The organism is Halobacterium bonnevillei (assembly GCF_009831555.1).
Taxonomy (GTDB): Archaea; Halobacteriota; Halobacteria; order Halobacteriales; family Halobacteriaceae; genus Halobacterium; species Halobacterium bonnevillei.
The window spans coordinates 1-20,822 of sequence record NZ_WUUU01000014.1 but is presented as its reverse complement, the minus strand read 5'-3'; the positions used below and the strand labels follow the sequence as shown (position 1 = coordinate 20,822).

At 59.7% G+C, this 20,822-nt stretch carries 23 protein-coding genes; 14 read left to right on the top strand and 9 right to left on the bottom strand.

The window, feature by feature from the left end:
* Nucleotides 1–24: 24 nt before the first annotated feature.
* From GRX66_RS03730 to GRX66_RS03705, 6 genes are all read left to right on the top strand, one after another.
* A complete protein-coding gene (locus tag GRX66_RS03730) occupies nt 25–1,548 on the top strand; it encodes a hypothetical protein (RefSeq protein ID WP_159525327.1) in 1,524 nt (507 codons plus the stop codon).
* Nucleotides 1,549–1,571: 23 nt separating this feature from the next.
* Nucleotides 1,572–2,138, top strand: a complete 567-nt coding sequence (locus tag GRX66_RS03725) for a hypothetical protein (protein WP_159525326.1) — start codon at nt 1,572–1,574, stop codon at nt 2,136–2,138.
* Complete coding sequence (locus GRX66_RS03720; protein ID WP_159525325.1) at nt 2,135–2,971, top strand: hypothetical protein; 837 nt, start codon at nt 2,135–2,137, stop codon at nt 2,969–2,971. Before GRX66_RS03725 ends, GRX66_RS03720 begins: the two co-directional genes overlap by 4 nt.
* Nucleotides 2,964–4,142: a hypothetical protein gene (locus GRX66_RS03715; RefSeq protein ID WP_159525324.1), complete on the top strand. Its 1,179-nt coding sequence runs from the start codon at nt 2,964–2,966 to the stop codon at nt 4,140–4,142. Before GRX66_RS03720 ends, GRX66_RS03715 begins: the two co-directional genes overlap by 8 nt.
* 213 nt (nt 4,143–4,355) lie before the next feature.
* Nucleotides 4,356–4,685 carry a hypothetical protein gene (locus GRX66_RS03710; protein WP_159525344.1) on the top strand — a complete coding sequence of 110 codons (330 nt, stop codon included), beginning with the start codon at nt 4,356–4,358 and terminating at the stop codon, nt 4,683–4,685.
* A gap of 256 nt (nt 4,686–4,941) precedes the next feature.
* Nucleotides 4,942–5,634, top strand: a complete 693-nt coding sequence (locus GRX66_RS03705; protein ID WP_159525323.1) for a hypothetical protein — start codon at nt 4,942–4,944, stop codon at nt 5,632–5,634.
* 33 nt (nt 5,635–5,667) lie between these two features.
* On the opposite strand, the gene GRX66_RS03700 is transcribed toward GRX66_RS03705, so the two are convergent.
* The gene (locus GRX66_RS03700; RefSeq protein WP_159525322.1) at nt 5,668–6,030 is read right to left on the bottom strand and encodes a DUF7522 family protein; all 363 of its coding nucleotides are present in this window, start codon (nt 6,028–6,030) and stop codon (nt 5,668–5,670) included.
* A gap of 249 nt (nt 6,031–6,279) precedes the next feature.
* Nucleotides 6,280–6,525, bottom strand: coding sequence for a DUF7692 domain-containing protein (locus GRX66_RS03695; RefSeq protein ID WP_233745280.1), 246 nt, complete (start codon nt 6,523–6,525; stop codon nt 6,280–6,282).
* A 296-nt stretch (nt 6,526–6,821) separates the two neighbouring features.
* On the opposite strand from GRX66_RS03695, the gene GRX66_RS03690 reads away from it, so the two are divergent.
* The 3 genes from GRX66_RS03690 (at nt 6,822) to GRX66_RS03680 (ending at nt 8,680) form a co-directional block, all read left to right on the top strand.
* On the top strand, nt 6,822–7,415 hold the full coding sequence (locus GRX66_RS03690; protein ID WP_159525321.1) for a hypothetical protein: 594 nt from the start codon (nt 6,822–6,824) through the stop codon (nt 7,413–7,415).
* On the top strand, nt 7,412–7,924 hold the full coding sequence (locus GRX66_RS03685) for a hypothetical protein (RefSeq protein WP_159525320.1): 513 nt from the start codon (nt 7,412–7,414) through the stop codon (nt 7,922–7,924). The genes GRX66_RS03690 and GRX66_RS03685 overlap by 4 nt, the downstream gene beginning before the upstream one ends.
* Nucleotides 7,925–8,353: 429 nt before the next feature.
* Complete coding sequence (locus GRX66_RS03680) at nt 8,354–8,680, top strand: hypothetical protein (protein WP_159525319.1); 327 nt, start codon at nt 8,354–8,356, stop codon at nt 8,678–8,680.
* Nucleotides 8,681–8,695: 15 nt separating this feature from the next.
* On the opposite strand, the gene GRX66_RS03675 is transcribed toward GRX66_RS03680, so the two are convergent.
* A complete protein-coding gene (locus tag GRX66_RS03675) occupies nt 8,696–9,103 on the bottom strand; it encodes a hypothetical protein (RefSeq protein ID WP_159525318.1) in 408 nt (135 codons plus the stop codon).
* 559 nt (nt 9,104–9,662) lie between these two features.
* Between GRX66_RS03675 and GRX66_RS03670 the strand changes: the two genes are divergently transcribed.
* Both GRX66_RS03670 and GRX66_RS03665 read left to right on the top strand, forming a co-directional pair.
* Nucleotides 9,663–10,712: a tyrosine-type recombinase/integrase gene (locus GRX66_RS03670; RefSeq protein ID WP_159525317.1), complete on the top strand. Its 1,050-nt coding sequence runs from the start codon at nt 9,663–9,665 to the stop codon at nt 10,710–10,712.
* A 455-nt stretch (nt 10,713–11,167) separates the two neighbouring features.
* Nucleotides 11,168–11,608, top strand: coding sequence for a ribonuclease HI family protein (locus GRX66_RS03665; RefSeq protein ID WP_325063945.1), 441 nt, complete (start codon nt 11,168–11,170; stop codon nt 11,606–11,608).
* A 299-nt stretch (nt 11,609–11,907) separates the two neighbouring features.
* Here GRX66_RS03665 and GRX66_RS03660 read toward each other — a convergent pair whose 3' ends face one another.
* Both GRX66_RS03660 and GRX66_RS03655 read right to left on the bottom strand, forming a co-directional pair.
* Nucleotides 11,908–13,293: a sulfatase gene (locus tag GRX66_RS03660; protein WP_233745278.1), complete on the bottom strand. Its 1,386-nt coding sequence runs from the start codon at nt 13,291–13,293 to the stop codon at nt 11,908–11,910.
* A gap of 51 nt (nt 13,294–13,344) precedes the next feature.
* Nucleotides 13,345–14,154 carry a hypothetical protein gene (locus GRX66_RS03655; protein WP_159525314.1) on the bottom strand — a complete coding sequence of 270 codons (810 nt, stop codon included), beginning with the start codon at nt 14,152–14,154 and terminating at the stop codon, nt 13,345–13,347.
* A 253-nt stretch (nt 14,155–14,407) separates the two neighbouring features.
* On the opposite strand from GRX66_RS03655, the gene GRX66_RS19415 reads away from it, so the two are divergent.
* Entirely contained in the window at nt 14,408–14,590 is a 183-nt protein-coding gene (locus GRX66_RS19415; RefSeq protein WP_201292910.1) for a hypothetical protein, read from the top strand.
* Between the two features lie 82 nt (nt 14,591–14,672).
* Here the strand turns inward: GRX66_RS19415 and GRX66_RS03650 are convergent, their stop codons facing one another.
* From GRX66_RS03650 to GRX66_RS03635, 4 genes are all read right to left on the bottom strand, one after another.
* Nucleotides 14,673–14,837: a DUF7692 domain-containing protein gene (locus tag GRX66_RS03650; protein ID WP_233745276.1), complete on the bottom strand. Its 165-nt coding sequence runs from the start codon at nt 14,835–14,837 to the stop codon at nt 14,673–14,675.
* 153 nt (nt 14,838–14,990) lie between these two features.
* A complete protein-coding gene (locus GRX66_RS03645; RefSeq protein ID WP_201292908.1) occupies nt 14,991–15,695 on the bottom strand; it encodes a class I SAM-dependent methyltransferase in 705 nt (234 codons plus the stop codon).
* Nucleotides 15,696–16,129: 434 nt separating this feature from the next.
* Nucleotides 16,130–16,948 (bottom strand): universal stress protein, encoded by an 819-nt coding sequence (locus GRX66_RS03640; protein ID WP_159525313.1) that lies wholly within the window; start codon nt 16,946–16,948, stop codon nt 16,130–16,132.
* 173 nt (nt 16,949–17,121) lie between these two features.
* Nucleotides 17,122–19,425 (bottom strand): hybrid sensor histidine kinase/response regulator, encoded by a 2,304-nt coding sequence (locus tag GRX66_RS03635; protein ID WP_159525312.1) that lies wholly within the window; start codon nt 19,423–19,425, stop codon nt 17,122–17,124.
* Between the two features lie 196 nt (nt 19,426–19,621).
* Between GRX66_RS03635 and GRX66_RS03630 the strand changes: the two genes are divergently transcribed.
* Nucleotides 19,622–20,221 carry a hypothetical protein gene (locus GRX66_RS03630; protein ID WP_159525311.1) on the top strand — a complete coding sequence of 200 codons (600 nt, stop codon included), beginning with the start codon at nt 19,622–19,624 and terminating at the stop codon, nt 20,219–20,221.
* Nucleotides 20,214–20,822 (top strand): nucleotide-binding protein (locus GRX66_RS03625; RefSeq protein WP_159525342.1); only part of this gene is annotated, 609 nt, incomplete at its 3' end. The genes GRX66_RS03630 and GRX66_RS03625, both read left to right, overlap by 8 nt.

The following is a 20,822-nucleotide window of genomic DNA, read 5'->3' as shown; positions in this document are numbered from 1 at the left end:
CGCGCTCGCCGGCGCGGGGGGAGTATGAGTCGCGGTCCGAGCCTTCGCGGTGTCGGCGTCGTGTTGATGGCGGTCGGGTTGGTGACGGCGCTGGCAGGTGGTGGCTTGCTGGGTCCTGGTGCTGAGTCTGCTGTTGAGTCGTCGTCACCGATCGGGTCGGTTGATGCGCTTGGGTTTACGGCTGGCGTGGTCCTGACGGGCGGTCTGCTCGCCGCTGGCTACGTGCTGGACGAGTACCATTCGGGTGCTGATGGAGACTCGACGGTCGCGGTGGATGCGAACGAGACGTATCAGGAGGTCCACGCTCAGAGTCAACTGGTCGCCGGACAAGCCGATCAGTCGACGACGATCCTGAACAACACGGTGTTGGATGGTGCGCAGACGATGGCGTGGACGCAGGGGAAAGCCTCGTTCATGGACGCGCTGGGTGCGAACAAGAGCAAAGCGGTTGCGCGACAGTGGGCGTCCGAGAACGTCACGACGTACTACTCGGTGACCGAGACCAACGTCGTCCGGCAGTTCAACGCGACGACGAAAGAACTGCAGTATCTCGCTGGCGTCCACGAGGCACACAGTGACCTCGGAGCGGCGTACCAGGACATGCGGGTAGACGACTCGATTGCCGAATCCGATTTCGTGTCGTTCAACTACACGTTGTCGAACGGCACGAACGTCTCGTACGTCGGCGTCTACAACCAGTTTGACGGCAACGACGGCGGCCATGTTGTTGCGCTGAGTGACCTCTCGAATCAGTTGTCGTCGGCTGATGCGTCGAATCTGTACTTCGACGGTATCAAACTGAAGTCGGCGTACAATCAGTCCGCGGTGCCGGTCCTGGGGAGTGGAACCCAGGACGATTACAACCGCTTCCACGACCTCGTAAACGAGTTGGACACGCAGGAGGGTCAGATGTCGACGAACATCGAGGCGTGGTCGAATCAGACCTACGACTCCTGGGAAGCGGGGAACGTCAACATCACGGACGTACCCGATCCGGTGACGCTCGCCAAGGAGTTCGCGAGTGACTACAACTCGACCGGCCACTACGCGTACGCTGGTGCTGACCTGGCGCTGATGGGCGTCAAAACCGAGATGAACACCTCATTCACCGTCGAAGTGCCGAGCGAGAACGAGACGCTGTACGGCCAACTGTACACGGACTGGGAGCCGGCGGCGACCGGCGGCGACCTCGTGACCGGCCACCTGTACAACGTGTCGAAGACGGACGAGATCGTGTACATGGCGACGAACGGCGGTCTCCGGGCGATTGGGTCGGATTTCAAAATTACGTCGATGACGAACGTGAAAACGGGCGAATCGACGGACTCCACGACCACGGAGAGCTACAACACCCAGACCGCGGACGTGTCCCTCACCGAAGAGCAGTTGCAGCAGCTGCTGGACATTCGGGAGTCGGTCCAGGAGCGCGAAGAAGCAGCCGCCAGCGGCGGCGGGTTCTTCGACGGGCTTGGACTGAGCGCCGATGTCGCGGTGCCCGGCCTGGTCGTCGCAGCCGGCGCCGCGCTCGTCCTGCTCGGCCGCACCTAACCACCCCACTCACCTCCTAATTTATGAGACAACTTGCACTGTCGGTAGTCGCGGCGCTGGTCGTGGTTGCTGGCGTGGCCGCCCCGGCTGCGGCCGCCGGCCCACAGCCCACGGCGCCCGATCTCGGAGTTAGTGTCGCACAGTCCGCCCACGAAAACCAGACGACCACCGAGCCGGTCGGCAAACAGATTGATAGTACTATTTCGCTGGTGTCGTCGTCGTATGACCCCGACAGCGGCACGGTAACGCTGGTATTTGAGTCGGCGGCCTCGCGGCGGGTGACGCTGTCGGACGCCGGCGGCTTCCTCGAAGGCGGGGAAGTGAACCGGCGGACGATCACCGTCGACGGCCGCACGGCCGCCGAGTTCGCCGTGACCGAGACTGACCGTGGGTATGTCGGCGTCTCCATCTCCACCGACCAAGTCCTATACGCTGAAATCGTGCGCTCGCCGTCCCTGTCTCCGTTCCGTGGCTCCTCGGGGACTGTCGGCTGGTTCGGGGGTGCCGCCATCGTGATTCTGTCGTTCGTCGGCGCCGCACTCTGGAAACTCTACAAGGAGGGCGGCGAGCCCGTGGAGGCCGCAGCATGAGCGACCTGTCTGCGACGTTCGGCGGGTGGCGCGATAGAGTGACGTACGTCGTCGCGGAGGCACAGTTACTCGTTGCGGGCGTACTGGTCGCCGCTGGCGTCGTCCTGTGGTGGTTCAATCCCGAGGTGCCGGGTGTCCCATCCTGGCTGACGAACGTACTGGTTGGCTGGCTCGTGCTCGGGCCACCCATGTTCATCGCCGGCCTGCGATTCGTTTCGTGGCTGCGGATTCGCAACTACGTTGAAGTCCACCACGTCAACGCCGTAGAAGACGAGGTACGCACGTACTTCGTGCCGCCGGACCTCTGGAGTGCGAAGCGCGTCGACGGCCCGGCGCCGTATCGTGTCAACGACGGCGACGCGGTGGCCGTTCGCGAATTCGAGTGGGTGCCCGAGTACGGTGAGGATGGCAGTTTGCGGGTTTCCGGCGTTTACCTCTCGGAGTTAGAGGACACGAAGCTGCTCACCTCGCAGGCGCACATGGAACGGATGTACGACGACCTCGTGGATTCGCATCTGTCGCTGGCGTATCTCTCGGAGTCGATCAGTGAACTCGCGGCGGACCTCCAGACTCGCCTCATCAATCGCGTCGTGGAGGCGCGCGAGAAGGGCGAACGCCTGGACAAAGACGCGGTCCAGGAGGTAACTGGCGACTTCCGGGAGCGTGCCGAATCGCTGACTGACGACGACCTCGCGGACATCCAGCCCGACGATCTCCCCGACCACCTCCCCGCTGGCCTCCCGGCGGGTGAAACGCACAACCCGAGTGCGAACGCCACGGCCAGCGATGGGCATGGGCCGGCTGCTGCTGACGGAGGGCAGACCGATGGGTGAGGACGGCACCGACGAGCAGGACCTGTACACGGCCGCGCAGTACCGCGAGCACGTCGAGCGCCAGGGCCACCGCGACCCGGATGCGTTCAGCCACGCGGGCGTGACCAGCGACCCGGAACTGTCTCGGTTTCTCTCGGTGGTGGAAGCCGAGTACGACCCGGTGGCCGAGTGTGCGGGCGCCGAGCAGCTGCCGGGGCAGGCGCGCGATCTGGAGGCGGTCGAGCGCATTCGCCGGATGGAGGCGACCGACGAGGGGCGCCGCGGGCTGTACGACGGGAGTACGGCGACGCTGAAGTACCAGACGGGCGACGTCGGTCAACAGGCGGACGTGTCCGGGCTGAAGGCGATCCAGGACATCGACGAGCTGATTGATGGGCCGGCGCCGGTCGTCGTCGTTATCGGCGAGATGGGCGCGGGGAAGAGCAATTTCGCGTCGTTGCTCGGCCAGCGATTCATGCACAAGAACCCGGCCGCGCTCGTCGGAACGAACATTCGGAGTCTGCGAGAGAAAGCTTCGTGGACGGACGAGCGCGGGCGCGAGCGCGACGGGTTTCTGCCGTCGTTTCCGGCGCTCAAGGAGTGGCTGCAGCAGGACGGGAATCCGCTGGAACACGACCAGACGCCGAAGCTCGCAATCCTCGATGAACTATCTTCGAAGGCCAGTGGGTCTGGGAAGGACGGCCAGCTCACCCGGAAGTTGATGGGGCCGTTGGTGTTCAAGGTCCGGAAGTACGGCGGCGCGCTCATCGTGATTGCGCACGACGAGAGCAGCATCCATCCGATGTTGTGGCGCGTCGGTGTCATCGTCAAGAAAGTCAGCCAGAAGCGGGCGGTCGTCGCGGACCGGATTACGAGCGGTCAGATTCGAGACGTGCAGACGGAGATTGATGGGATTCCGCCGACGGATTGGCGGTATAACGACAAGGAGGCCAGCGGTTGGTCGTGGCGGGAGACGAGCAGCGAGGGCGACGAGCCGGCGGTCGCCGAGGACGACATCAAGCGCGTCTCGATGTGGACGATTGCGCAGGGGATGGAGGCGGGCAAATCGCCGCGTGCAATCGCCGAGAACGTGCCGTACAGCCATCAGACGGTGCGGAACTGGTGGGAGGAGTACCAGAACGGAGGTGAGAAGCGCGAATGGGTTTCGGACGTGCAGGCCGCAATCGCGTGACGGCGCGTCGGTGTCAAGGTGTCAAGTGCAACGGCCCCCGTTTACAGTTGGCCCATCGCGGCGGCGACGAGCACCCTGCGGGTGCTCGCCTCGATGGGCCGCGCGCGGTCGGCGGCGCCGCAGGTAGATATATACAGCGCGCGTCGTGCGTGGGAGGCGCGTAGCGTGCCGTCGAAAAAGGCCAACAAATACGGGACGGCGGTCGAGTACAAGATGGCCGACCACTACGACCTCTCGCTGGCGAGGGCCTCCTGGAAGGATGCCGACGCGCCGGACGGGACGCCGGTGGAGATCAAGGCGGCGATGCACGAGCACGCGGACGGCCAGCCAGGGACGTTCAAGATTTATCGGGAGTACCACGAGCAGCTGCAGGCCGAGGGTGGCGTCTACGTGTTCGCGGCGTACCGAATTCGGGGGCGGGGCATCGAGGTGCTGGCCCACGACCGACGGCGGGCGGCTCGACTACCGACGGTGCGGTGGCACGGCGGCGGTGAACATCGGGGAACGCAGCAGGCGAAAATCGCTCTCTCGGACATATTGTAGATCGATGGTCGCAGGTGTCTTTGAGGTCTTTTGACTGTTTATTGCACTCTCCTTAGGGTGAACTGCCAGGTAAGCAGGACTGCGTACTCATTTGTGAAGTACCGCAGGCAAAACAAATACACTAAGATGAAAATCAATTATTGAATTTTTATCGGTCAATGAGACGGGATTTTAGCACAACTCCGCGGAACTATCATAAATTCATCAAGACAGGACAAAAACTAAGCCCTATTTATACGATTTGGCTTATATGGGTGTGCCAAGAGACCACAACTCCAAATTTCTGCCTGACCCGTATTTCCATCCAGACCACCTTCCCGAATCGAAACTCCAGTACGTCGCCTGGATTGACTTGATGGGTACAACAAGCCTCATGGAGTATTCCTTCGAGTATGCCGCAACGAATATCTGCAAACTTCATTTAATCGTTGCTCAGCAAGAGAGCTATGATCAATTTCGTCTTTACCCTATGAATGATGGTCTCTATGTCGTTTCAGATAGTTATCGACCATTGGTTGAATTCCTCTCAGATGTGTTTTCAGACCATGCTGAAATTTTGACCAGTAACTTCGATCGTGAACGGTGGGACATTCTTCGTCTAGCCATTCCGCGAGCTGCGATTGCCTACGGCCACTTATATCATCCAGAAGACATTAAACAATCCGCACTTGTGAATTATCAATACGCCTCGTCTATTCTTCTTGGAGAACCGATGACCCTTGCACATCACAAGGAGTCAAATGCAGCTCCATTTGGAATAATTGCGGATAAATCAGTTCACGAAGCAGATGGCGAGATAAAGTGGTGGAATGAGGATAGACTCCCAAGACTACTGTTTATTATATTTGACGAGTACATCAAAGAGTGTCAGAAAAAGACAGGGATTGAATATCCGGATGCAGCGGCGGAAAAGCACCGATCAAGGGCACGTGAGTACCTCATCAAGTAATATCGGGACTATCTATATCGACCAATCGGGAGCTTAGGACATCTGTTTTCGGCATTCGTCTATGAATTGGGTGAAGTTGCGGCCGACCTCCCGTTCCATGGAGAAGAAGATCACGTCCTCTATGGAGATATGGAACTGGATGATGAGGCCGTCCTCCATCGCGTGGAGACTGGCTTCAGGTTCGCCCATCCCCGAATCTAATAGTTGGAGGTCTTTCTGGATTTTCTGTGAGTTGTCGATGAAGGTCTCGACCATGTCGTTGGAATATTTGTCGACCAGGTCATCACGGATATACGTCATTTCGAGGTCGTTGTCCGAGTAGAATCCCACGACACGCAACGAATCACCCAATCGGCGTTCGCAGTACTCAGCCAACTTGGAGGCTTGGCTCTTCATATGATAACCTTCCTGGGATACTGTAGTAAATTTTCGCCTTGTTGAGCGAAAAGCGAGTGTGAGGAGCGTTATATGGCTTCCTCCGATGGGTGATAGTTTTCGGTTGATTTTTCGAGATTGAGTGGTGTCTGGGAGCATATGCAGTGTCACGTTTGCGGCGACGAGGTTGAGGCGACGGGCAAGGAACAGGCGGCGGCGATGGTCGACCACTTCGAGGACGCGCACGGGCTCGGGGAGTAGGTCGGTCGTTTATGCGGTGTCGACGGTGGCGGTTATCTCGTAGTGCAGCTGGATCGCGGAGGTGCTCAGTATTTCGGCGAGTTCGGGGGTCATGTCGGGATGGGCCAGTGCTTGTTCTTTGGCGCGGCGGTCTTGGCGGGCGTGCTCGCAGGCAGCCAGTACGGCCGCAGTTTTGGTGTTCTCGTCGAGGGCGGTCATGGCGGCCTGGATGGTGTCGATGCGGTGGCCGTAGTCGCCGTCAGTCCGAATTCGCATACTCGGTTCGTACACACGAACCCCCATAGCCCATTGAACTCGAGTAACTGGAGGGGGTGAATCGCGGGGGTTTCGCCTCGATCTCCCCGCCGACCCCACCCAGCGACCGACTCAGACGGACGATGGATGTCGAGATATGCACACGGCGGTCGCGGATTCGTGTGCATATCTGGGAAATCGATTCTCGTCGCGTGTTTGCCCCAGGATATGAACAGTATGGGCTACTGAACTGGTTATTTTGAGGCCGGCAGTTGTAAGTTGATTCAATATAGTACAGCAGGTAACAGGTGTCGTTGATGCCGATAGGTGATGATGATCAAAACGATTCGAACGGTGGTAGCGACTCTCTTCCTTCCGGTGAAGAACTTGATACAGACGAAATATTAGAGGAGATTATGGATGATGAAGATGGGGGCGAAGAGAGTGATGAACGCCGTTATGAACTATCGATAGAACGTACGTATTCACACTCGGAGGGAGAACTAGGAGATAGCGAGCCGGACTATGATGGATTAAAAAGTCCTCTTGAACTTGTTGCAGGTGATGAAAACTCATTGGGAATGCAGATTCAAAATACAGGTGAGTCTGTCTTCCCTGGTGGGGAAATAGTTATTGATAAGGTTAGTTATGAAAACCATACGCTTTCGAATAGCGGGACCTGGGACATTCCAGAGCTTCAACCAGGGGAATCTGAAACAACATACAAAAATATCTACATAGTTGGCGAGGGTATTGTTACATTTAATGTGTCTGTGAATCCTACTGATGGTGAACAGGTATCTGTAAATGGTGAAGATAATGATTTCTTCTTTTTGGCAAGGAGCGTTCCGAGAGAAGATTTACTGCTCATGGAAAAACTTGATACAATAATTGAAGCGCTAGAACAATGACTGTATCTGGACCAGACACTGGCCCGGAGCCAGAAACATATAGGGAAATTGACAGCCTTGATGACCTGGATGAAAGTGTTCAGGCTCAGGCCCTTGCGAGAGCAATCAAGTTACTGGCACAGGACGGCTATTCACCCTTCACGCCGCAAGATCTCTCAGAAGCCCTCGGGCCTGACCAGCTAAGAGTTTTGGCACAGCATATCGAATTTGGGGAGGCACTATCTGAAGAACAAATGAGGACTCTCGCAGAGACTATGCCTCAGGACAACGTAGTGGCCAATCTGGAGGCTGAAATGGAATCGAATTCCCCCTCGTCTCAAGCTCCGGCTCGTGATCCCGCGATTCGAGAGGCGGGGGTCTTGATTGCTGCGAGCTTCGTTCTCACCCTGTGTGGGATTGCTGGGGCTTGGTACGGAGTCAGCACCGGTGCAGTACCTGTTATTGGTCTATCGGTGTTTATGATCGCGTTGGTTATGTACAAGCTCTTCGTCTGGAGTTGGTCGGAGTAAGATGTCGGAGAAAAGTGAACTCTTTCGCCAACTCCGCGAATTAATTTCCGAAACAAAAGGATTATGGGGTCTAAAAGCGCTGGCATTCCTTGGTTTCTGGGTTATTTACCCTATGTTTTCGAACTTTAACCCTACTGCAATAACTCTCGCCGCTATGTTTATATTGAGTATATTGATCGTCTGGGGCGATCTCGTCATGGATTCAATAATATTTATAGACTCCCGGAAAGACGAAATACCGCCTGAATAGGACTCATTCAGCAATCCTAAGCGGGGTGGACTGGGTTCTGAATATTCCATTGATCCTCTCCTCACCCACTTTCACTTTCACTGTCCTACTACCGAGCCTTTACCCGACCTGTCGATTCACCGGTAGAGCGCATGGTGTCAGCAAACACCAGTAGTAGTGCAGAAGGATTGAGTCGGCTCATGACGTTCGAAACCAGCGAAGAGGAGCAGTTGCTGGTTCGCGCGGGCGTCAGCGAAATGAACAACCGAGTACTCTACCAGGGCGACGTAACTGGTCGGTACGCGGTCGTGCCGGTGGACGAACTCGTGGGCGGCGACAATGAACCAAGCGACGAGGTGCTCGGGTTCGATTCCGAGCCGGTGATCGAGGACATGCAGATCATCGGCGACGCGGCCCACGTCGGCGCGGACGGCAGCGAGCACGTCGCGTTGTACAGGGGCGGTGAGCAGATTGTAGAATTCGACTCGAAGGGCGCGTACGGACTGCTCTGGATTCCCTACGAGTAGCCACGAATCAGAGCGTCAAGGCTCGCTCAACGTTACCTTGGCGTGAATCTGTACGTCTTTGTCCACCGGTGCCTCGTACCGGTCCGGGGAGAGTTTGATGTTGTGCCAACCGTCCGACTTCACCGGGAATTCCGCCACCTTGTTCTCTCGAATTGCTTCCTTGTGAACGAACTTCGAGCCGTCACCGAGTATGAAAGTCAGTTCTTCACCCTCCTCAATCTCGGACGTTTCGACGGTGATTTTCTGAGAGGTGGAGAGTGTGACCTGCTCCTCCCGCATGGCGCTCAGCGTAGCGTCAAAGACGACTCCCGAATCAATGGGCTGGGAAGTCGTTGTTTCGTTTGCAGACCCATCTCCTCCAGTACACCCTGCTAAGAGCGATATTAGTGCCCCACTCCCCATCAATACGTCCCGACGTTCCATATGGGGATAGTTAGAGTCCGGATTGATAAATGAGACCGCTCCAGAGAGGAGCACCAGATGGCGAGAAGTTACTTACTCCGGCTTCGGCTCGTCTCGTAGGTCTTCTTTGCCTGCGAGATATCGCCGCCCTCTGTTGCTGATTCTGTAGACGCCGTGACCTACCTTTTCCACGAGGCCAGCTTTCGACAATAGACGAAGTCGCTTTCCGACAGTTTTTCGATGAAAGTCGAAATCGCCATCGTCAATTATCGAACTTGGGCCTCCGCCGCCTTCTGTGTCCAGATACTCCAGTATCCGGTCGTCACTTGCCTGCATCCACTCTGCTGGGCGGCGAATCGCCATAGCCCAAATCACACTCTTAGAGTCAATTAAGTCACGATTTGGTTACTTCAGGCACTATAACAGAGTTCGATATTTGTTGTAGGGAACCTATTAGTAGCGAGAAGGAGTCTAATTTATCCATCCGGTGCCATTCGCTCGATCACCGGGATTCACCCATGGAACTCGAAACGAGACAAAACGATAGCACCGAACCGCCTTCGGGGGAGCCGCGGACACGATGAGCCGCGACCTCGAATCACTCGCCCCGGACGAGGCGCGCCGGCTGTACCTCGATGCACGCCGCGACGAGCTTACCGAGGACACCCTGGACGGCCAGGACTACCGGCTGCGCGCGTTCGTCGCGTGGTGCGAGGAAGAGAGCATCACGAACTTGAATTCGCTCAGCGGGCGCGACCTCTACCAGTACCGCGTGTGGCGCCGAGAGGGCGGCTACTCGGGTGAAGAACTGGAGAACGTCACGCTCCGCGGCGACCTCGCGACGATTCGGGCGTTCCTCCGGTTCTGCGGCGACATCGACGCCGTCGACACAGAACTGTTCACGCAGGTCCCGCTGCCGCAGGTGTCCCACGGCGGCGACGTGAGCGAGACGACGCTGGACCCGGACCGCGCGAAGTCGATTCTCGAGTACCTCTCGCGGTACAAGTACGCCAACCGCACGCACGTCGTGCTACTCGTGCTCTGGAACACGGGCTGTCGAATCAGCGCGCTCCGGGCGCTCGATCTCGAAGACCTCGATCTGGACGGCGAGCGACCGAACGGGAACGGGCCGGCGATTCACTTCGTCCACCGGCCCGACGAGGGAACGCCGCTGAAGAACGCCGAGAAGAGCGACCGCTGGAACGCGATTTCGGGATACGTCGCGGGCGTCATCCGTGACTACATCGATGGGCCCCGCGAGGACGTGACCGACGACGAGGGTCGGCAGCCGCTCGTGACGACGCGCGAGGGCCGCATCTCGCGGTCGACGGTGCGGAACACCTTGTATCGCATCACGCGGCCGTGCTGGCGCGGCGAGCGGTGCCCGCACGGTGAGGACCCCGACGACTGTGTGGCGACCGAGCACGGCCGAGAGAGTAAGTGTCCGTCGGCGCGGTCACCCCACGACGTGCGGAGTGGGCGCGTGACGGGCTACCGGCTACAGAAGGTGCCACGAGTCGTCGTGAGCGACCGGATGGACGTCAGCGAGGAAATCCTGGATAAGCACTACGACCGGCGTAGCGAGCGCCAGCGAGCTGCACAGCGCCGCGAACACCTCGAAGGACTCTGAAAACGATGCAAGCAGACTCACTCAACACCACGACCGGCGAACAGCGAAATACGCCAGCGCGGGGAGGGCGGACTTTTTCACCAAACGATTGAGAGCCGAGAGGAGTCGCGCCGTTGTGCGATTCCATCTCGACGTATCTGGGTTGAGCAGGTCACCTGACTCGGGTGACCGCCGTCGTGCGTTCGCGTATAGCCGAACGTATCGAGGAAAATAGAAACTTTCGCCCGAAGTCGAGTAATGCTGTTAGTCGGACGCTCGAGTCTTAAGCGGCGTGTTTTATACATCACATTGATCGCGGTGTCACAAAAGTGGGCACCCCGACTCCGAAGATTGGTGGGATATGCCATCAGGCATATGATGTATCGTGACTGCTCCGGAGTCTCGAATTCCGCCCGAATGTCATAGTATTATATGAGGAGAGTTGATGATGCAATCAGACACGTAGAGAGTCACGTATCAAGCGAGCAACAGGCGAGATAACACAGCGGTGGTGTCGAAATGACCACACCAGCAATCATCCACTTCGATGGAGGCGCTCGTCCTTCCAATCCCGTCCTGCGGCCGTCGGTTACACGATAGAGGCCGATGACTGGTCTGATGAGGGCAGTGACCACCTCGGCAAAGCCATGAATAACGAGGCAGAGTACCGCGCCCTCATCCGAGGGTTGGAGGTCGCCTCGGAGCAGGGATGCACCGAGGTTGAAACGAGAGATGACTCGCAGTTGGTAGTGGGACAGGTCAAGGGTGACTGGCAGACGAACGAGCAACACCTCCGTAAACTTCGCGACCGCGCACGAGAATTGGCAGAGGAGTTCGAGACGTTCGAGATAGTGAGGGTCGACCGAGAGGAGAACCTACGGGCTGATGGGTTGGTGGACCGAGAGTTCGACGACTGAGTGAGACTGATTTCATCACGGGCGCTATCTCGGATTATCCCTATGGAGGACAGCCACTACTGTACTATCATGTGGTTATCATCTGTAATCAAATATGTCGCTTGGTAGTCTATGAGCGTCTTCACGAGTGTGACTTGTCTCTCTGAAGTACCCTTTTGAAATTCGTCTGACTGTCATAGGATTGTATGGAAGGGTAAGAGACAGCAGAATAGCACAGAGGGTAGAGTCGAAGCAGGTGAGACTACCGAGCCAAGCTTAGCCCGAGCTAACTGTTCATGTTATGACGGTCAGGTGCCTCATCATTGGATGTAGCCGAGATCCCTGAGTCGCTTTTTCATACGCTCGTCGTAGTCGTCCGTTGTCGGACTGTCAACGAGTGGCTGTCCGTGTTCTTCGTTAAACGCTTCGTGTTGTTCAAGTAAGCGTTCACGAACATTCGAACGAGTCGGGGATACGTCGGTATCTTCATCCGGAAGTTCATACAAAACGACATCGTCCTGTGAGACTACCAACTTGAACTCGTCGGTGCGCAGTCCGTCGATTCGACCCAACTTTCTCGACCCGCTATTGAACCCTTGAGTGTGCTTTTCGAACGCGGCAAAATTCTCGAGGTACTCCTGAATTACAGCGAATCCCCGTGTTTGACCGTTACGCAGGCCGAAACCACCGAATTGGTCGTCCGATGCACCGGCCATCGATAGTAGTGTCCGCATCACGTCATTGTGTTGAACGATTTCATCTTCATCTACGGCGAGGTCAGATACACCGGAAACCACCAATGGGACGTGTGACAGCTCATCACGAACGACCCCCTGTCCGTGGCCGAACATACTCCCTTCACCAAGTAGTTCGCCGTGATCCGCAGTAACCACGAACACAGGATTCGACGATTCGACATAGTCGAAGAGGGATCCGACATAACTGTCGGTGTAGGCGATCTCGGCGTCGTAGATTGCCTCGACTGCTTCCCAGTCGTCGCGAGTCATCTCCAGTTCGCCTGCATTGTACTCCCTTGAGCGTTCGTGAATCTCCGTCGAGGTGTGGAGTGCTCGGTCTTCGGGTACATCCACTTCAGTTGTGTACCGATCGCGATACGATAGCGGGGGGTAGTACGGGCGGTGCGGTTCGTTGTAGTGGACATAGAGGAAATACGGTCCATTGACAGACTCAACCCATCGCCGTGCAATTTCAGTGACAATGTAACTGAACGAATGATGGACCCCCTTCCACGTGAGTCCAACCGATTCAGACCAGAAGTTTTTGAGGAATCGGAGCGTTATTGGGAGAAATTTCGGATTGAGTAGTGTCGAACGGCTGATATCGTAGTACTCATCGAAGCCGGCATCACCGCCGATGAGGTCTATTCGCGGGTTTGTCGTGACACAGGCCGTCCGATATCCTTGATCACGGAAAATTTCTGCTGCGGTTCGCAATTGATCGGGTATCTCTCCAACAGACCCGTTCATTGCAACTTGATGCTCCCACGGCCAAACACCGGTAAAAATGGATGCGACCGAACTCGCCGTACCAGTCCCGTGGGCGAAGCAATTAGTGAACGACTGCCCGTGGTCGGCTATCCGTTCCAACTCGGGAGTGGTGTTCCTCCCGTAGTCGTGGATAGTAGTGTGGTCAGCCCGAACACTATCGAGTGTCACCCACACGATTCCAGGCTTAGAAGCGACCATATTAGAGATGGTTCATTTTGGCTTATATGATACGCGGTGTTCACAAAGGGTTTATTTCGTCGATGGACTGCGCCCGGTCGTCATAGGATTATGTAGGAAGGTTATACGAGTGATGGTGTATTTGGTAAACGCCCTGTGTACTTCCAGTTGATGACCGACGAGATAACACAGGCGGAGTCCCTCTCGGTCAACGTCCCTCTCACTGTGCTTGACGCAGGCTGGGATGATTCTCCGTACCTGCTCGGGTGTTGCATCCGTTTCCCCTCTGTCGAACTCCTGCTCGCTTACAGGCACTTGCTGGCTCGTGAAGGAGCAGTCTGGACGTTCGGGGAGATGGGCGCACTGTACCTCTTGGACGACTCTGGGCCTGCTCATGACCGATATGAAATCGTCGTACACGTCTCCTGTAAGGACGAAATATCGACTCTCGTCGTACAGTTCGAGATGTCCTCCCTTCGATAAGTCGCCTCGATGCTTGTGGTCGTCCGAGTGGTCGCCTTCCGCGATGACGTGCAGGCCTGTCCCCGAACTCGAAACCTCGGTGCAGGAGTCGAGCCGTTCCACGATACCGAGTGCCTCATCCGTGAACTCAGCGCCTTCCTTCACATCGTCGAGATCGAATCCGACGAAGGGGGCACTCTCAGTGAAGACGAAGGCTACCTCTCCACCAAGTTGCTCGGCCTTGTCCTGCACCTCGGTGAATGAGAGACGATTTACCGATTCCTGCCACCCTTCGGACGGAGCGACTGGCTTCTTGTCCTGTGTTACGAGCCACTGGTCGTGTTTCTTCAGGCGACTCGGAATACCACCACCTGTGTTATCCTCGCTGTCCTGCTGGGAAGTGAACTCGAATCGACTCACCGCACGTCACCTCCGTACTTCCGCCAGACGTACTCCACCAACTTCTCGCCGTCTACACCGAGCATCGCCTCGGCCTCATCCACCTGATAGGATCCTTCGCCATCTCGACGTCGTCGTACTTGTAGAGAGTGGCGAATCCGAGGGCGGCTCCGTCGATGCCCTCGTAGTCGGTCGTTTTCGGGCGCGTGAGTCGCTTTCGCAGCGGCTGAATCTCGACGACCGCTTTATTTTACTAGATTGTCTTGATTCATTAGTGAAACATCGCCTCTACGTTATTTGTGGCTCGTGGGTGGTGTTTTTCGTCGTGTTTGGAGTGCTATCGGCGCTCCCGGTGGTTCTCTCGAGGGTGATTGCGCTGTTGGCCGGCCTTGTCAGTGGGTTTCTGGCGGCGCCGGTGCTGCACGTGCAGCTGCGGCTTCGGGAGATCGAGGAGTGAGCGAGTACGGGTGTCGACGCCGGCGGTTCTCTCGTACTGTAGCTGCATCGCGGAGGTGCTGAGAATTCGGCGAGTTCCTCGGTCATATCCGGATGGCCAGTGGTTGGGCTTTGGCGCGGCGGTCATGGTGGGCGTGCTCGCAGGCAGCCAGCACGGTCGCAGTTTTGGAGTTCTCGTCGAGGGCGTCAGTGGCGGCCTGGATGGTCTCGACGCGGTGGACGTAATCGCCGTCAGTGCGGATTCGCATACCCGGTTCGTACACACGACCCGGCATAGCCTCAGAAGGCGGCTCCCCTTCGCGGGCGACGGTGAGGTGAGCCGTCAGGTGGGTGTCGAGACGGCCCGCGGGATTGTTGAGAGGGTCGGCGGAGTTGTCTCTCAGCGGTTCCTTCGAACGCGCCTATCCAGTGGCATTTTCGAAGATGTAGAAGTCGGCCCACGAGGTGTGTTCCGGGTCCGAAGGATCGTATGGGTACTCGTTTTCGATTACGTCTGTCAGTTCCCAGTCGGGAGCGTGAGTTGCCACCCAGTCAGTGAATTTTCTGTTTCTGACGTGGTCCACGGTGACGCACTCGCTCGCGGTATTCGCGGCGTAGATTATCACGAATTCGTCGGAGCTGGAGAACAAATGCTCCATGTAGTTCTGGTATATCTCGTCCTCGGTCAGATGGTAAATGACGTCTAGAGAAATCCCCAGTTCGGCGCTGAAGAGACCGTGATTGTCGACGAACGATTTCGAGTCGTAGAGGAAGAAACTCTTCGATTCATCGTTCTCAAACTCGTCTTTGCACATCTGGATCGCGGTCGGAGATACGTCTAGCCCGATGTACGAGGGGTACTCAGTTACGGAGAGCTGGCCCCCGTCTCCGCAGCCGAATTCGATGACGTCCTCAATGTCGTGTTCCTCGATGAAATCTTCGAGCACGTCCGCTTTGAACTCCGCTAACCTTCCGTACGAGCCTGCACCAGAGTCGCCGCCCGAGTCGTATCGGCGTTCCCAGTATTGCCGAGAACCGGGATACTTCGCGTGATACGCTTTCGAAATGTACTGGTGGACTACGTCCGCAGTGGCGATCTTTCTAACAGCGGTCTTTACTGGGTTCATGGGCAAAGGTTGCGGGTCACTACAGAGTAACTCTTTTCGCCGTTCCACGAACGGCGAAGCACTCCTCGCGGAAAGTAGGAGCGCGATGGATACTCGGGTTGCGCCCGTCTATCCCGGTTCGGGACCGACCGACGTCGGCTCCCCGTCACACCACGACGAGGAAAGCCGACAGCCACATGAAAAATACCAGGGACGCAACCGCAATACTATTCATTCTCTTGACTTTGAATGCTGAAATAGTTCGCTGTGGAGGGGCTCCCCGGGAGAGACAAGTCGTTCACTGACCGGGATTCTCTTCCTCCTCCTCGCTTCACCGTTGCTGCGACAGGAGGTGACCGGTTGGTCGCGGTTCGAGACGGGGAACCGCGGGCTCGGGGTTCGCTGCGCGGCCAGCGACGAGGCCGACAGCACGGACCCGCGCCACCGTGGGACGGTCACCCCGTGAGCGTAACCGGACGTTCTGCGGAGAGCATGACGTCCTGCGTAGTGCTCCCGAGGAGCACGCTCGTGAGGCCGGACCGCTTGCGGCCGCCCATGACGATACTGTCGACGTCCCGTTCCGTCGCGGCGTCGAGGATCTTCCGTTCGACCTCGCCACCGATCGCGACCCGTTCGACGGGGATGCCCTCGTCGTCCAGGTAGTCGGCGGCAGCGACGGCGGCGTCGACGTCCTCGAACTCGTGCGGTGGCGCGCCTTTGTAGTCCTGGTGTGGGAACACGAAGAAGACCGTCGCTTCGAGCGACTCGGGCGCTCCGGGGAGGTTGGCCAGGTATTCGGCCTGGTTTCGTGCCCGCTCTACGCTCGTGTCGACCGGCACCAGGACTTTCCGCATACCTTCGCCGAGCACGACGTTCTCGCCCGTGATGGTGACCGGCTTGTCCGCGGAGAGCAGGACGTCCTGTGCGGTGCTTCCGAGCAGGACTCTCGAGACGCCCGAGCGCTTGCGTCCGCCGACGACGATCTCGTCGGCGTCCAGCTCGGTCGCGGTCCGTGCGATCTGTTCGGCGACGCCGCCGTCGTCGACGGTTCGGGTCACTGTGACGCCGGCGTCTTCGAGGTGGTCGGCCGCCTTGACGGCCGCCTCGACCTCCGCGAATTCCACGTCGTCGGCATCGCCGAACGTGTCGGGCGGCATCACGTAGAGGACTGTCGCCTCGACGGTTTCGTCGGCGTTCGGGAGCCGTGAAACGTATCTTGCCTGGTGGAAGGCGCGAGTCTCGTTCCTGTCGACCGGGATGAGTACGTTGTACATCACGATTAAACATGTTAGTCCGAGAGAAATAAACTACGGGTAACATTCCCACGTTGTGAGATATCCGTCGGTACGCCCGACACCAGCGTACTCGGCGCGAGGTCGTGCTCCCGCTGGCGGAACGCGCTCACGCGACCTCGATACGCGCGAAACGCCAACAAACCCACGCGTCGTCAGGCCGCGCGGAACCCCGAGATTTCGAAGCGCGTGCCGCCGTCCTCGCTCTCGGTGACTGCAATCTCGCCGTGGTGGGCCTCGACGATCTCCGCTACGATTGCGAGGCCGAACCCGGTGCCGTCGCCGGCCGTGGTGTACCCGGGTTCGAAGACGTCCTCGCGTTCGTTCTTCGGGATGCCGGGCCCGTCGTCGGCGACGTAGAAGCCGTCCTCGGTCGGGCCGACCGTGACCGTGACGTCGCTGCCGGCGCGCTCCGACACGTCCTCGGAAGCTTGCGAACGGGGGCTGGTCGAACCGTGTTCGACAGCGTTCCGGAAGAGGTTCTCGAGAAGGTGTTGGAGGCGTTCCGGGTCGGCTTCGACGGTGGTGTCGTCATCGACGCGGAGTTCGGCGTCGGTCGTCTCGATGACGTGCCAGGACTGTTCGGCCATGCTCGCCAGCGAGAGCGGTTCGGTGTCGCCGACCGATTCCCCCTCCCGGGCGAGCGCGAGCGTCTGCTCGACAATCTGGTCCATGCGGTCGAGCGCGTCCACGGCGACGTCGAGGTGGGGGCTGTCACAGTCCTCGAGGGCGAGTTCGACGCGGCCGTCGGCGACGTTCAGGGGGCCGCGGAGGTCGTGGCTGACGACGCTGGCGAACTCGTCGAGGCGCTCGTTCTGGCGTTCGAGTTCCGCGGCGTACTCCCGGAGTTCGGCCTCGCGGTCGAGACGTGACAGCGTCTCGCGTGCGTGCTTGACGAGGAGTTCGGTGAGGTCGAGGTCCGTCTCGTCGAAGGCGCCGCGGTCCTCGGCGACTGCCTGGAACATGCCGTACCCGTCGATCGGGACGGTGATTGCGGACCGGTACGTCGGTTCGGCGGGCTGGACGTCGACGTCCGCGAGGTCGTCGACGACGAGGGACTCGCCCGTACGGTAGGCGCGCGCGGAGAGGCTGTCGTCGGCGTCGACGGGCGTCGACTCGTGGTACTCCTCCTGCGGGATGTCCTCCGGAACCGCGACCGGGACGAGTTCGCCGTCCTCGACGGCGTCGACGATGCCGCGGTCGTAGTTGAGAATGTCCTCAGCGGCGTCGAGGACGTGCTCGTAGACGTCCTCGGGCGTCCCGCTCGCTTCGATGTCCGCCGTGACGTCGTGGAGCGCTTCGACCTTCTCTTTTTGGTCCTGGAGGCGGCGTTCGCGCTCCTTGCGGTCTGTGACGTCGGTGTACACGACGTACCCATGCGTGGACGTGTCGCCGGGGTGAATCGGCGCCGTCCGCAGCCGGAACACGCGCTCGCCGTCGGTCGTCTCACGGGTGACTTCCACGTCTAGCTGGTCGCCGGTGGCCGCCCAGTTGCCGGCTTCCGGGGCGTCTGCGTCGCCGGGAACGAGCACGTCGTCGATGCGCTCGCCGACGACGCCGTCCTCCTCGTGGCCGAACGTCTCCTCGAAGGACGCGTTGACAGCTTGCACGACGGGCTCGTCGTCCTCGAAGTCGATGTACGCGATGGCGTCGGTCCGGTTCTCGAACAGCGCCGTGCGCCGGTCGCGCTCCTCCCGGAGCCGTCGCTCGTGTTGCTTGCGTTCGCTGATGTCCCTGGTCATCGCGATGACCTGGACCTGGCCGTTGATGACGGCGCGCTTCAGGTGGACTTCCACCCAGAACTCGGTGCCGTCGCTGGCCTCGAACAGCCACTTGAACGTCAGCGGGCCGTCCTCGAGTGCGGCCGTGACGCGCTGCCTGGCCTCCGACTGGGAGAACTCCGGGCGGTCCGCGCTGAACTCGCCGACCTCCATCTCAAGCAGTTGCTCGCGGTCGTAGCCCAGCATCTCGGCGGCCCGCGGATTGACGTCGTTGACCCCGCCGGTCTCGGGGTCGTGCAGGAAGATGCCGTCGGCGGCTTTCTCGAAGATCTCGCGGTAACTCGTCCGGGATTCCCGCTGGCCGACCGCGTTCAGGATGCGGTTCGCGAGGATGGCGTACTGGTCGACGCCGCGGCCCTTCTGGAGGTAGTCGGTCGCGCCCGCGGAGATGGCGTCGCTGGCGACTTCCTCGCTGCCCTTCCCCGTGAACAGCACGAACGGGAGGTCCGGGTGGTCCGAGCGGATGGTCTCGAGGAGTTCGATCCCGTCCATCTCGGGGAGGTCGTAGTCGCTGACGACGCAGTCCACGCGCTGGTCGGCGAGCGCGTCGAGGGCGTCGCCGGGCGTGTGCACAGTAGACACGTCGAGACGGTCGGCTTCGCGTTCGAGGAACTCGGCGGTGAGGGACGCGAAGTCGGGATTGTCTTCGACGTGGAGGACGCGGATGACCGAGGGCATCTGATTCGTTCGCACGTCGCCGGACGTGTTGAAAGGAGTTGTGGTCGGGTGGTTCGGGGCGGATTCGTGTTGGCTCGGGACTGCGGGATGGGCGTCGCCGAGTGTTCGACGTCGGTCCGGCGGGCGGGTTGCCCCATCGATGATTACGATTGACTGCTCCGAAAATATTTTCCGGGACAGCGCGAATACACGAGACGTGACACTCCTGGTCGCGGACGACAGCAGACGGTCGCTTCGTGACGTCCTCGGGTCGGACGTCGTGGCCGTCGACGCCGAAGCGGTCAGTGACGCGGTCGCGCGGGACGACCCCGACGTCGTCGTCGTGGACGCGGGCGCGGTCGCGGACCCTGCTGGCGTCGTACAGGAAGTTCGTTCGAATGCTCGCGACACCGCCGTCGTGGCCGTCGGGACGACGGGAACGGACGCCGACGTGACGTGCGCGGCGACGGACGAAGCGTCGATTCGCGCGGCGGTCGACCGCGCTCGCCGGGTCGCGGACTACCGGCGCTCGGTCGCCGACCTCTACGCGGCCTGCCGGGACCGCGCCCTCGGGCAACCGGACGCTGACCTCCGGGACTCGCGTCGCGACGCCGACGCGAAGTTCGCTGACCTCCCCGGCGACCGCGAGGCGTTCGCGGCTGCACTGCGAACGGAGGCCGATCGCCGGGGCAACGACGCGGACGAGGCCGTGGACGACGCAGGTGCGGCGGCTCCCTCGGCTGCGGACGCCCGGGATGAAGCCGAGGTCGACGCGGAGGTCGACGCCGATGACGACGCCGAGGGCGACGATGGTTGAGGCGTTCGCCGTCGCCAGCGGGAAGGGCGGCACGGGGAAGACGACGAGCACGCTCGCGCTCGGGATGGCGCTGGCCGAGGACCACGACGTCACCGTCGTGGACGCGGACACGGGGATGGCGAATCTCCTGTTCCACGCGGGGCTCGCGGACGTCGACGTGACGCTGCACGACCTCTTGCTGGCCGACACCAGTACCGAGGTGTCGGACGCGGTCTACGAGCGCTACGGGATGCGGGTGGTGCCATGTGGCACGAGTCTCGCCGACTTCCGGGCGGCGGACCCGGGGCGGCTCCGGGACGTCGTGGCGGACCTGGCCGCGGACACCGACGTTCTCTTGCTGGACTCGCCGGCGACGCTCGCGAGCAGGAGCGCCGTGCTGCCGGTGGTGCTCGCCGACCGCGCGGTGCTCGTCGTGGCCCCGACGATTCCTGCCATCTCGGACGCGCTGAAGGTCCAGGAGTACGCGGCGTCCTACGACACCGGGGTGGCCGGCGTCCTCTACAACAAGGTCCAGGACCCGAGCGCGGTCGAGCGCGTCGCGGACAAGTCCGAGCGGTACTTCGACGGCGGGACGCTCGCGGCGGTGCCGGACGACGACGCG

Bases quoted from the DNA above. Each gene is read 5' to 3' on its own strand.
- GRX66_RS03730 (WP_159525327.1), top strand. From the start codon at position 25: ATGAGTCGCGGTCCGAGCCTTCGCGGTGTCGGCGTCGTGTTGATGGCG.
- GRX66_RS03725 (WP_159525326.1), top strand. From the start codon at position 1,572: ATGAGACAACTTGCACTGTCGGTAGTCGCGGCGCTGGTCGTGGTTGCT.
- GRX66_RS03720 (WP_159525325.1), top strand. From the start codon at position 2,135: ATGAGCGACCTGTCTGCGACGTTCGGCGGGTGGCGCGATAGAGTGACG.
- GRX66_RS03715 (WP_159525324.1), top strand. From the start codon at position 2,964: ATGGGTGAGGACGGCACCGACGAGCAGGACCTGTACACGGCCGCGCAG.
- GRX66_RS03710 (WP_159525344.1), top strand. From the start codon at position 4,356: ATGGCCGACCACTACGACCTCTCGCTGGCGAGGGCCTCCTGGAAGGAT.
- GRX66_RS03700 (WP_159525322.1), bottom strand. From the start codon at position 6,030: ATGAAGAGCCAAGCCTCCAAGTTGGCTGAGTACTGCGAACGCCGATTG.
- GRX66_RS03695 (WP_233745280.1), bottom strand. From the start codon at position 6,525: ATGCGAATTCGGACTGACGGCGACTACGGCCACCGCATCGACACCATC.
- GRX66_RS03690 (WP_159525321.1), top strand. From the start codon at position 6,822: ATGCCGATAGGTGATGATGATCAAAACGATTCGAACGGTGGTAGCGAC.
- GRX66_RS03685 (WP_159525320.1), top strand. From the start codon at position 7,412: ATGACTGTATCTGGACCAGACACTGGCCCGGAGCCAGAAACATATAGG.
- GRX66_RS03680 (WP_159525319.1), top strand. From the start codon at position 8,354: ATGACGTTCGAAACCAGCGAAGAGGAGCAGTTGCTGGTTCGCGCGGGC.
- GRX66_RS03675 (WP_159525318.1), bottom strand. From the start codon at position 9,103: ATGGAACGTCGGGACGTATTGATGGGGAGTGGGGCACTAATATCGCTC.
- GRX66_RS03670 (WP_159525317.1), top strand. From the start codon at position 9,663: ATGAGCCGCGACCTCGAATCACTCGCCCCGGACGAGGCGCGCCGGCTG.
- GRX66_RS03660 (WP_233745278.1), bottom strand. From the start codon at position 13,293: ATGGTCGCTTCTAAGCCTGGAATCGTGTGGGTGACACTCGATAGTGTT.
- GRX66_RS03650 (WP_233745276.1), bottom strand. From the start codon at position 14,837: ATGCGAATCCGCACTGACGGCGATTACGTCCACCGCGTCGAGACCATC.
- GRX66_RS03645 (WP_201292908.1), bottom strand. From the start codon at position 15,695: ATGAACCCAGTAAAGACCGCTGTTAGAAAGATCGCCACTGCGGACGTA.
- GRX66_RS03640 (WP_159525313.1), bottom strand. From the start codon at position 16,948: ATGTACAACGTACTCATCCCGGTCGACAGGAACGAGACTCGCGCCTTC.
- GRX66_RS03635 (WP_159525312.1), bottom strand. From the start codon at position 19,425: ATGCCCTCGGTCATCCGCGTCCTCCACGTCGAAGACAATCCCGACTTC.